At 44.0% G+C, this 11,532-nt stretch carries 9 protein-coding genes, 2 pseudogenes and 1 riboswitch; of the genes and pseudogenes, 7 read left to right on the top strand and 4 right to left on the bottom strand.

Annotated features, from left to right (window positions below):
• Positions 1-602 precede the first annotated feature (602 nt).
• On the top strand, positions 603-812 hold the full coding sequence (locus tag ABR397_RS21085; RefSeq protein ID WP_350307429.1) for a hypothetical protein: 210 nt from the start codon (positions 603-605) through the stop codon (positions 810-812).
• A 61-nt stretch (positions 813-873) separates the two neighbouring features.
• On the opposite strand, the pseudogene ABR397_RS21090 reads toward ABR397_RS21085, so the two are convergent.
• The 4 genes and pseudogenes from ABR397_RS21090 to thiB form a co-directional block, all read right to left on the bottom strand.
• Positions 874-2,481: pseudogene (locus tag ABR397_RS21090) on the bottom strand (IS1634 family transposase).
• Between the two features lie 103 nt (positions 2,482-2,584).
• Positions 2,585-3,304 carry a thiamine ABC transporter ATP-binding protein ThiQ gene (gene thiQ, locus ABR397_RS21095; protein ID WP_350307430.1) on the bottom strand — a complete coding sequence of 240 codons (720 nt, stop codon included), beginning with the start codon at positions 3,302-3,304 and terminating at the stop codon, positions 2,585-2,587.
• Positions 3,297-4,901 carry a thiamine/thiamine pyrophosphate ABC transporter permease ThiP gene (gene thiP, locus ABR397_RS21100; RefSeq protein ID WP_350307431.1) on the bottom strand — a complete coding sequence of 535 codons (1,605 nt, stop codon included), beginning with the start codon at positions 4,899-4,901 and terminating at the stop codon, positions 3,297-3,299. Before thiP ends, thiQ begins: the two co-directional genes overlap by 8 nt.
• The gene (gene thiB, locus ABR397_RS21105; protein ID WP_350307432.1) at positions 4,877-5,890 is read right to left on the bottom strand and encodes a thiamine ABC transporter substrate binding subunit; all 1,014 of its coding nucleotides are present in this window, start codon (positions 5,888-5,890) and stop codon (positions 4,877-4,879) included. The genes thiP and thiB overlap by 25 nt, the downstream gene beginning before the upstream one ends.
• A 72-nt stretch (positions 5,891-5,962) precedes the next feature.
• A riboswitch (TPP riboswitch) is annotated at positions 5,963-6,067 on the bottom strand.
• 113 nt (positions 6,068-6,180) lie between these two features.
• Here thiB and rppH point away from each other — a divergent pair.
• The 6 genes and pseudogenes from rppH to ABR397_RS21135 all read left to right on the top strand — a co-directional run.
• On the top strand, positions 6,181-6,711 hold the full coding sequence (gene rppH, locus ABR397_RS21110; RefSeq protein ID WP_350307433.1) for an RNA pyrophosphohydrolase: 531 nt from the start codon (positions 6,181-6,183) through the stop codon (positions 6,709-6,711).
• Positions 6,712-6,720: 9 nt separating this feature from the next.
• On the top strand, positions 6,721-8,967 hold the full coding sequence (gene ptsP, locus ABR397_RS21115; RefSeq protein ID WP_350307434.1) for a phosphoenolpyruvate--protein phosphotransferase: 2,247 nt from the start codon (positions 6,721-6,723) through the stop codon (positions 8,965-8,967).
• Between the two features lie 75 nt (positions 8,968-9,042).
• Entirely contained in the window at positions 9,043-9,918 is an 876-nt protein-coding gene (gene lgt, locus ABR397_RS21120) for a prolipoprotein diacylglyceryl transferase (RefSeq protein WP_350307435.1), read from the top strand.
• Positions 9,915-10,709 (top strand): thymidylate synthase, encoded by a 795-nt coding sequence (gene thyA, locus ABR397_RS21125; RefSeq protein ID WP_350307436.1) that lies wholly within the window; start codon positions 9,915-9,917, stop codon positions 10,707-10,709. Before lgt ends, thyA begins: the two co-directional genes overlap by 4 nt.
• Positions 10,710-11,050: 341 nt before the next feature.
• Positions 11,051-11,155: pseudogene (locus ABR397_RS21130) on the top strand (IS630 family transposase); the annotation flags it as partial.
• A 220-nt stretch (positions 11,156-11,375) separates the two neighbouring features.
• Positions 11,376-11,532 (top strand): Rpn family recombination-promoting nuclease/putative transposase (locus tag ABR397_RS21135; protein ID WP_350307437.1); only part of this gene is annotated, 157 nt, incomplete at its 3' end.

Raw genomic sequence — 11,532 nt, forward strand, 5'->3', positions numbered from 1 at the left:
GACAACTCAACAGGACTATTACCCATTATCGGCCCATGAATACTTATACGTTAAAGTGGCTTCTTTAGCTGCTTTGCCACATAAATGCCCCACAGTTTTTTATGCTCTCCTATTATAGTGCAAAAAATAGACCCATGTTATCATTGCGTTGCAAATTGTATAAAAAACAGATTAATATTAATCATTTAATAACCAACACTAATAATTTCAAAATGATTTCATTTTTTGTTTTAATTGTGTGATATATATCACATTTATGGTGTTTGATTTCAGGATGAAATCACTTTTAATGTGATGATTATCGTTAATAAGTGATGAGATATAACCTTTTCTGATTAGGTTGGATGATGACTTTTAGCTCAGTTGTCAGAGCTGGCTATTATACTATTAAAAGCTATTGCTCGGCGGATTCGACTAATAAGTACAACTTTTTAAAGGGATGTTCATTCAGTTTAATCGTAGTCCATTAGCCATTAACTGAAAACTGAAAATTGAAAAGAAATCAGCAAAAAAGATATTATCCGGAAAAATATAAAGGAGTATGACTGATAAAAACTGCATAATATTGTCAGTAAAACAGAGTCAGTGAAGATAAAGCGAATATGATTAAACGTAAATCACAATATACCATGATGATTAAATTTAATAAAAATCAAGTGTTAAAAGCAGTAAAAACAACGGTTAAAACAACGACTAAAACCTTTTTATACAAGTTAAAACCGGAGGTTAAAAAAATAACTTTTAATAACAGTTTAAAACCTGCCTATCATAAATCTATCAGTGAAAATAATAAAAAGCATTGGTTTTATTAATGCTTATATATCCCGTAAAAAAGACAAATAAGAATATTGAATCCGACATTCCGCATCCCATTCAGGAATAAAAAGATTCATATAATTGACCCAATATTTTCAACAATGCATTCTGGTATGGCTGCATTTCCGTCACCATCCGGTATCCTTGAAATTCAAAGGCATTAATTCCTTCGAAGGTTAAAAACACCCAACGTGCTGTGGGAGACTGAGTCTGCTGGTTTTTCATATCCGGGTAAAAGGTGGCGTTTTGTTTTAGTCCGGTGCGGATTTTATGTTCCAGAGCGGCATAAACCATTAAACTGCACGTCATCACCATCAATAAGGCTTCTATACGTTCTGGTTTTTTCAGATACAGAGAGGATGTCAGGAATTCCGGGCTTTTCAGGAACCGGAAGCCCCGCTCAACCTTTTGTTGGGCTTTGTAAGTGGAAAGTAATGCTGCCATGTCAAGCACATTATTATCCATTTCGTTAGTGGCCAGAATAAACATCCCCACCTTGAGCCTTGCATAAGCAACTTTATCCAACTGGCTGTAAGACCGGCCTGAAAGCTGATAATGAACATCAGGTTGTTTATTTTTACTCGGCCGTCCACGGCCTTGATAAGTGACGGCTTCCTTAGCCTCAGGCGCATCAATACGGATAAGTTGGCATTCGGATTCAAAATCACACAGGGTTTGTAAGGCATCTGCTTTGCAGGTAAACATTTTTTTGCACAATTTTTCAAACCGTTTCAGTTCTTTTTCCGTCATCTTGAGTGTGTTTTTCTCGAAGGTCTGTCCTTCACGTTTGGCAGCAGACTCACTGCTGAGCAATAACCCCCGCTGCGGCACACCCCCATAGCAGGAGCTCACCCAACATCCAGCATAACCATCGGTAACAGGTTGTAACTGGCTGAGCTCCACGCTCAGGAGTTGCTGTTTAGCTTCCTTAACGGTGGCACTCGGGTAATAAAGAATTGTTTTTGTTGATGAAGAGAGGATATCGTGTCTTCGCTATAAAGAGCGGCATCAGCGACAAAGTAACGGCTGTTTTGCGCGGCTTTCAGGCAACGAATATGATGTTTTGTGACTTCGGCAAAGGCCTTGGCATCGTTGGTATTCCCACTTATCTCTTGCATATAAACGGGTATCCCGGCCTGATTTTCGCAAATCAGCTCAAGGATAATCTGATTGAGCTCAGGCCGGTGGTCGCGGTTGTAACCCCGAACCAGCTCAATGCGCTAAGTGTCGTCCTCTAATGGTGACTTGTACTCCCATCCACGTGGAAACGGGTGATATCGAGATGTACAGAATCCGATTTTATGCCTAACTTATCAATGATATGTTCAGCAATTACCTGATAAATTTCTGAAACACCGGCTTCATATAAGGCATCCAATGTCCGGCCAAGCACATCATTATTCAGATGCTCTGCATCAATGCCAGGACCAATTAAACGTTCAATCGGTTTATGCTGAAAAAAGCCGGGAAACATATGCAGTGTTCGACTGTGAAATCCCAGCCCGTTGAGGATCATCGCAGGAAGGCATCCCCATGAGAAACGGTATGCTCCGAGTGTTTTGGGATGATGGAATCAATCATGCGAGGCAAACGAACTTCATGACAAAAAGCAGCGATAATACCCAAATGATCAAGACGTTTAATGACAGGCGCTGGCGTGGACATATTGACTTTCCGGCAAATAAAAGTACATAGTTCAAAATTGGAGACCGCCGTCAATATCATCAACGTAATAAATACACAAAACAGGTGAAAGATCACACTATTTTTAAATTGCTTTAACAAAATCGTCTTTTTTCCTCCCCAAAATAGCGGCCTCAGAAACAGTACCGGCAACCAATGCATTTGTTGATCCGTCATAATGAATATTGCCATCAACAACTAATAAAGCGCGGTTGGCTATACGGGCGGCATCATCCAGGTTATGCGAAACCATCAGCAAAGTAAGCTGACGTTCATGGCAAACTTGCTCCAGCAATACCAGCATTTCATTCCGCAGTGCTGGATCAAGGGCAGAAAAGGGCTCATCAAGTAACAGAATTGGCTGTTGGCGTACCAGACAACGCGCTAATGCTGCCCGTTGTCGTTGTCCACCAGAAAGTTGAGCAGGCAAACGAGTAAGACAATCTTCCAGCGAAACTTGGGAGACTATTTGCTGTAATGTCTGTTTCTGTTTGCTATTAAGGCGTAATCCGGGATGTAATCCCAACCCAATATTCTGTTCAATCGTCAGATGAGAGAAGAGGTTATTTTCTTGAAATAACATGGATACGGGGCGCTGAGAAGGTGGCGTATTGGTGTAATTTTCTCCATTCAGCCATACGGAACCTTTTTCTGCTGTTTGAAAACCGGCGATCAGGTTCAGTAATGTACTTTTACCTGCTCCACTGGGCCCAAGAATGGCAATACGCTCCCCAGTCTGAATCTGCAAGTCAAAGAGCATCATCAGCTGTTCATAGGTGTAAGTCAGATTCTTAAGTTTAAGCATTACGTCGCCCCGGTAAGCGTTCAAGTAAACTAAACAGCATAAAACATAATAATAACAGCAATAAGGCGGTGACTGCGCCATCTTGACTACGGTAAGCCCCTATTTGCTGGTACAGATAGAAAGGAAGTGTACGGAAATCTTCATTACCAAACAGCGCGATAACACCAAAATCCCCAATCGAAAGGACACAAGCAAAAGCCAGAGCTTGCGCCAGCGGGATTTTCAGTGCTTTTAGCTCAATCCAACGCAGTCGGTTAATACCTTGGATATTCAGGGATCGGCACAGAGGATTATAGCGGGCTGCCAGATCTTTCATTGGATTATCCAGAACTTTCAATGCATAAGGAATCGCCATCAGTGCGTTGGTTAAAATCACCAGACCATAGGGTGAGCGGGGCAAGCCGATGGTGTCGTTAAGGAGTAGAAAAAAACCGGTTGCCAGTACGATGCCGGGCATAGCCAGGATCAACAAACCGCTTATTTCCATCGCTTGTCCCCAGCGGGGTGAATAACGCAGGTACAGCTCGCGGCTGCTCCACAGCAACATCATCGTAAGTAAAACACACAGTAATCCAGCGCTTAACGCAATCACAACGGATGTGATAAATGCCTGCCACAATACAGGCTGGCGCAATACATTGAGTAACCCGCTGTTCAGACCATCCACGACAACAGCCAACAATGGGGGAACCAGCAGTAACAATGCTGCGGTAATTAACATGCCGTCACAGATTTTTCTCAGCAAAGTATCTTGTAGATTACGCCACTGCTGTTGATTACTATAGCCGATGGACAGAGCGCTGTTAATTTTCTGACTAAGAAGAACAAGACCAAGACAGCAAGCCAGCTGAATCAAAGCCAGTAACGCGGCCCGGCCGAGATCGTAGTCATAGCTTAACGTCTGATAGATTGCCAGCTCGACAGTCGTTGCCGCAGGCCCGCCACCTAAAGCCAGCACTGTGGCAAAACTGGCGAAGCAGAGCATAAAAATCAGCGCGCCGGTTGGCAGGATTTGGCGGCGCAGGTAAGGCCACTCAACAAAACGAAAATGTTGCCATTCATTCATGCCTAACTGTGCGGCTAACTGCCGTTGTTCCACCGCAATGTTTTCCAGTGATTGCAGTAATAATCGTGTTGCCAGTGGCATATTAAAGAAGATATGCGCCAGCAAAATTCCCTGTAAACCGTAAGGTGTAAAATGGTAAGTGATACCGGTCCATTCACAGAACTGCGCCAACCAACCGACTCTGCCATAGACAGTCAGAATGCCAAACAGAGCGACCAGTACCGGCAAAACCAGCGTCATAGCACACAGGCGCAGAAACAAGGTTCGGCCTGGGAAATGACGGCGGTAGAGTGCTCGGGAAAGAAAAATAGCGGGCATAACAGAAAACAGAGCCGATAAAAAAGCTTGCCAGAATGTAAAACGCACCACATGCCACAAATAGCGATCTTCTGTCAGCAAGTACCAGTCGCTTTCAGGCGCGTTAAACCAAAGTGTACCGAATGCCAGTAAAGCGACCAATAGCAAAAGACCGGAGGCAATCGCCCCCGGCAACAGCCATCCGGCTATCAGCGGCTGACAGCGCTTTGCCATGCACGAATCCATTGATTACGGTGTGTTGCGACGTCTTCCGCGCTGTACTGTAATGATTTCTCTGGTATTGAAAGCTGTGAATAAACTTCTGGTAGTTGGATATCAATAACCGGATACATCCAGTTAGTCGTTGGAATTTCCTGTTGGAAAGCCGGAGTTAATATAAACCGCATAAATTTCTGGGCAAGTTCCGGTTGCTTGCTGGAGGCTAGTTGGGCGGCAACTTCGACTTGCAGGTAATGACCTTCACTAAACGTTGCCGCAGCATAATAGTCTTTCTTCTCAGACAAAATGTGATAGCCCGGTGAAGAGGTATAGCTCAGAACCAAATCGCCTTCGCCTTTCAGGAATAGACCATAAGCCTCACTCCAGCCTTTGGTGACTGTCAGTGTTTTCTTTGCCAGTTTTTGCCAGGCTTGTGGGGCATCATCACCATAAATTTTCTGCATCCACAACAGCAAACCTTGCCCTGGCGTGCTGGTACGGGGATCTTGGTAGATCACTTTCCAGTTATTGTGACTGTTGATCAGTTCGTCCATGCTTTTTGGCGGATTTGGTAACGTATTTTTGTTGTAAATGAAAGCAAAGTAACCATAGTCATAAGGAATAAATATGTTGTTATTCCATGGCACAGGCAGTTTCAGTTTGTGGGTATCCACTTGGCTTTCAGTGAACAGACCGGTTTGTTGGGCCGCTTGCATCAAGTTGTTATCCAGACCAAGGATAACATCGGCAGCCGTGCGCTTTCCCTCCATTCTGAGGCGGTTGAGCAGGGACACGCCATCTTCCAGAGCAACAAATTTCAGTTTACAGCCACATTCAGCTTCAAACGCTTTTTTAATCGCAGGTCCTGGTCCCCATTCGGTGGCAAAAGAATCATAGGTGTAGACAGTTAATACCGGCGTTGCCTGTGCAGCTTGACTCAATAACAAAGCAGAGGCTGACAGTACCGTCAGTACAATTAATTTGGAAAATAACGTCTTAAACACTTTGCTCTCCTTAATTTAAGAGGATTGGCAAAGGATCTGAGGGCGCGCTAAATGGAAAGATAATTTCTGTGAAACAATTAGCAGCTCAAATCCCTACGCCGGTATTAGCCGGATCAGGTTCGGCGGGTTTACTCTCAGCAAGACTGTTTTAAACAGCCAGCACCCCGTTGAGATGGCGCTATTGTAGAGATTTAGCTAGCGACTGCAAAGTCCAATGATAGAGGTTTACCACTTGAGGGTAGTGTGAAACAATTAGTCATCTTTCAAATTTAGTTTATTGAGGTAGTCTGGTGATCGATGATGATGGCTACCGCCCGAATGTAGGAATTGTAATTTGTAATCGACAAGGCCAAGTTTTGTGGGCCAGGCGTTATGGGCAACATTCCTGGCAATTCCCTCAGGGGGGAATTAATCCGGGGGAATCACCAGAGCAGGCTATGTACCGGGAACTGTATGAAGAAGTGGGTTTAGGTCGGAAAGATGTACGCGTTCTGGCCTCTACCCGTAATTGGTTACGTTACAAATTACCCAAGCGTTTGGTGCGTTGGGATACAAGACCTGTCTGTATTGGCCAAAAGCAGCGGTGGTTTTTATTACAACTGCTTTGTAATGAAGAAGATATTAATGTGCAGCACAGTAATACCCCGGAGTTTGATGGCTGGCGCTGGGTCAGCTATTGGTATCCTGTCCGGCAGGTTGTCTCTTTTAAGCGCGATGTTTACCGGCGTGTGATGAAGGAATTTGCTTCGGTTGTAATGCCAATACAAGAAAGCATATCGTTGCCGCGTTCTTCATATTCTTATCGTCGCAAAAGAAGTTAGGTTAGCTCCATGCTTATGCGCTTACGGGAAATTGTTGAAAAAGTTGCTATGGCAACCAATCTGGCCGAAGCGCTTGAGCTATTGGTGAATGAGACTTGCCTGGCGATGAGCACAGATGTGTGCTCTATCTATCTTGCTGATCATCAACGGCAGTGTTATTACCTGATGGCAACCCGAGGATTGAGGAAACCCCGGGGAAGAATTATCAGCCTGGCATTTGGCGAGGGAGTCGTTGGACAAGTTGGTCAATTATCTGAACTGATTAATTTGGCGGATGTACGCAGTCATCCAAGTTTCAAATACCTGCCTCAGGTTAAGGAAGATAACTTCCGCGCTTTTTTGGGCGTTCCCGTTATTTATCGTCGTCAGTTGCAAGGCGTTTTGGTCGTTCAACAGCAAGAACAACGCTTGTTTAATGAGACCGAAGAATCCTTTATGGTAACGCTTGCAACACAGCTGGCCGTGATTCTTGCTCAGGCTCAGACCAAGGGTTTATTTGGTCACTACCGGCAGACCCGAATTAAAGCGTTGGCAATTTCCAGCGGCATCGTCATGGCCCAAGGTTGGCAGGATTGTTCCCAGCCTTCACTTGAACAAATTTTTGAAGCATCAACCCTTGATCATGCTGCGGAACGCTCTCGTCTGATTCAGGCGCTTGAAGATACGATGGCGGAATGCCGGCGGCTCAGTAAGCGTTTTACTACCGGCTCTCAAAAAGAAAGTGCTGCGATTTTTGATCTCTATTCCTACCTCTTGAATGACCCTCAGCTGAAACAAGATCTGTTTTCTTGTATTGAGCAGAGATTTGTCGCGCAATGGGCGGTTAAACAAGTTATTGAAAAATACGCAGAGCAATTCGCCAGCTTACAGGACGCCTATATGCGGGAGAGGGCATCGGATCTGCGGGCGCTTGGGCAACGATTACTGTTTCATTTGGATGATTCACCGACTGTCAGCCATCAGTGTCCTGAATGGTTTATTCTGGTTGCTGATGAACTGAGTGTTAACCTATTGGCAGAAATGCCGCAGGAAAGATTAGCAGGGGTTATTGTTCGTGATGGCGCGACGCATTCACACTCTGCCATATTGGTTCGTGCGATGGGAATCCCGGCCATTATGGGGGCTGATATCCAGCCGGAACTCCTGCACAATCGTATGCTGATTCTTGATGGTTTCCGCGGAGAGGTTTTTATTGAACCTGAGCCGCTGATTTCTCAGGAATATAAACAGATCATCGAAGAAGAAAAAGCACTTAGCAAACTGGCTGAAGGGGATGTTGATCAGGAAGCGCGGCTCAAAAGTGGTGAGCGTATTCTTGTTCAGCTTAATGCGGGTTTGAGTCTGAAATATGAGTTACATATAAGTAATAACATTGATGGTGTTGGCCTCTATCGAACCGAAATACCCTTTATGCTGCACTGTGGTTTCCCTTCAGAAGATGAACAAAAAGCCCGTTATCAGGAGATGCTGCAATTATTTCCCGATAAACCTGTGGTATTGCGTACACTTGATATTGGCGCGGATAAACAACTACCTTACATGCCCATCAGCGAAGAGAACCCTTGCTTGGGGTGGCGCGGTATACGGGTGACATTGGACCAACCGGAAATCTTTCTTATTCAGCTTAGGGCTATGCTCAGAGCGAATGTTAATAGCGGTAATTTGAAAATCCTTCTGCCAATGGTCACCAGCATGGAAGAGATTGATGAAGCTAAAAGGTTGATAGACAGAGCGAAAGAGGAAGTTGAGCAAATCCTGGCGCACCAGATACCTATGCCGCAGCTTGGCGTGATGATAGAAGTTCCTTCGGCTATTTTTCTTTTGCCGCAACTGAAAAGTAGAGTCGATTTTGTTTCTATTGGAACCAATGACCTGACACAGTATCTGTTGGCCGTGGATCGAAACAACACCCATGTTGCTTCCCTTTATGATTGTCTACATCCGGCTGTGATTCGGGCATTAAAACTGGTATTTGAAAATAGCCGGCAAGCAGGTCTTGCTATCAGTATCTGTGGTGAAATGGCGGGTTCTCCTATGGGCGCCCTGCTATTAATTGGCCTTGGCTATCGCAGCCTGAGTATGAGTGGTTGTAGTGTGCCAAGGATTAAATATTTATTACGTCATCTGGAGATGGTTCAGGTTGAGCAGTTAATGACTGAAATATTACAAGCTGAAACCAGCGTAAGAGTAAAGGAGTTGTCAGCAACGTTTATGGAGCGGCATGGGATTGGCGGCTTGGTCAGAGGTGGAATTTAATCCGGTTAATGGCCTATGCTATGATCCGTAATCATTTGTCTTAGGATATTCATTTTAAATATTAAGTGGGGAACGATGAGTAACAGCTACCTGGCATTTCCTAATATTGACCCGGTTATTTTTTCAATAGGTCCCGTATCCCTTCATTGGTATGGTTTTATGTACTTAGTGGGGTTTGTATTCGCCATGTGGCTGGCGACACGCAGGGCCGCGAAACCCAATAGTGGTTGGGCAAAAAATGAAGTAGAGAACTTGCTCTATGCAGGTTTTGTTGGCGTCTTTGTTGGTGGCCGTCTTGGCTACGTACTGTTTTATAATCTCCCTGCCTTTCTTGATAACCCGCTTTATTTGTTTAAAGTTTGGGATGGAGGAATGTCTTTCCACGGTGGATTGATGGGTGTTATCTGCGCAATGTGGTTATTTGGCCGCAGAACCAAACGCCACTTCTTAAAAGTTGCTGACTTCATTGCACCGTTAGTCCCTTTTGGCTTAGGAATGGGCAGAATCGGTAACTTTATTAACGGTGAATTGTGGGGGCGTGTCACATTGGATACACCGTGGGCTATGCTGTTTCCAAGCTCCCGTAGTGAAGATATTGCGCTGGCAGCAACTAACCCTTCACTGTTATCAATACTCGAACAATATGGCGTTCTTCCCCGTCACCCTTCACAACTCTACGAAATGGCGTTAGAGGGGATAATCCTGTTTATTATTTTAAATTTATATATCCGTAAACCTCGTCCAATGGGCAGTGTTTCCGGCCTGTTCTTAATTGGCTACAGTGTTTTCAGAATAATAGTGGAATTCTTCCGTCAACCAGATGCACAACTGGGTTTATTCGATGGAATCAGCATGGGACAAATTCTTTCTATTCCAATGATTCTGGCGGGAGTTTTAATGATGATATGGGCATACAAACACCAAGGTAATAAGGTACAAGAGATAAAATGAAACAGTATCTGGACTTAATGAAAAGAGTGCTTGAAGAAGGCACTCCGAAAGCAGACCGCACCGGGACGGGGACTGTCTCCATTTTCGGGCATCAGATGCGTTTCAATTTGCAGGATGGTTTCCCACTGGTGACCACTAAACGTTGTCATATCCGCTCAATTATTCATGAACTTCTCTGGTTCCTGAATGGTGATACGAATATCAAATATCTGCATGAAAATAGTGTCACTATTTGGGATGAATGGGCGGATGAAAACGGCGATTTAGGGCCTGTGTATGGTAAACAATGGCGTGCATGGGGAGCGGCAGATGGCCGCCAGATCGACCAACTAAAAACGGTGCTGGAACAGCTTAAAAGCGAGCCGGATTCACGCCGGATCATTGTTTCGGCTTGGAACGTCGGTGAACTGGATAAAATGGCATTAGCGCCATGCCATGCTTTCTTCCAGTTTTATGTTGCGGATGGCAAACTTTCCTGCCAGCTTTACCAGCGTTCCTGTGATGTATTCCTTGGTTTGCCGTTCAATATTGCCAGCTATGCATTGTTGGTTCATATGATGGCGCAGCAGTGTGATCTGGACGTGGGCGATTTTGTTTGGACTGGTGGTGACACGCATCTTTATAACAACCATATGGAACAGACACAATTGCAGCTCAGTCGTGAGCCGCGTTCACTGCCAAAACTGACCATAAAGCGTAAACCGGAATCACTTTTTGATTATAAATTTGATGATTTTGAAATTGTCGATTATAACCCGTATCCAGGAATAAAGGCGCCGGTTGCTATTTAGTTGTTCGGTTATTAGGGGAAACAATTCATTATAAATTGTTTCCCTTTTAATTTTGATGATATAAATACAGACTCGCAGAAGTAAAGAAAAGTGAGAGAGAACTAGCCGATAGAAACACGGAACAACAGGCGATAGCGTTGCTCAAAATCGCAATGTTGTCTAAGAAAGACATTATAAAAGGTAGAAAAATAGCCCTTAAAGAAACACTTTGCAGACGCAGGGAACGTTGGGTGTGACATATAAAGTTTAAGAAAATCCTTTTGTTACTCAATTAGCCCTTTGTTGTTGTCGTAATCTTTGAAAAGCTCATCAGTTAAATACCCCGAAACGAACGACGTCAGATGAAAAAATTTATCCATAAAACCCGGGATAAGGACTATCCGCGTCGCCTCACCGCGCTTTTAATGTTACATGAAGGGAGTACGGTTTCTCTCGTCTCCAGGACTGCTCACGTTCCTCTTGTTTACTCTGTCATGTTTAATTCATTTGTCAGCAATTCTATACTCTATTCATTTTATATTTACCCTGAATTTCGCTTAAGAAGAAAATAAAAATATCTGAGATACGATCAACATTTTTGTCAAAGAAAATTTAAGACATCTCAGTCCGCTCGGTTTCTTGCTTAATATTCCTTCAATATAAAAGAAAGTATGCTACCATTCACTGATGAAGAAAAAAAATACACCAACGCCACATGACGCTGTTTTTAAACAGTTTTTAAGTCATATCGATACGGCCAGAGACTTCCTGGAGATTCATTTGCCTGCGACATTACGGGCAGTTTGTGATCTGGATACACTGCGGTTGGAATCAGGATCGTTTA

Source organism: Photorhabdus viridis (genome assembly GCF_040256935.1).
Taxonomy (GTDB): domain Bacteria; phylum Pseudomonadota; class Gammaproteobacteria; order Enterobacterales; family Enterobacteriaceae; genus Photorhabdus; species Photorhabdus viridis.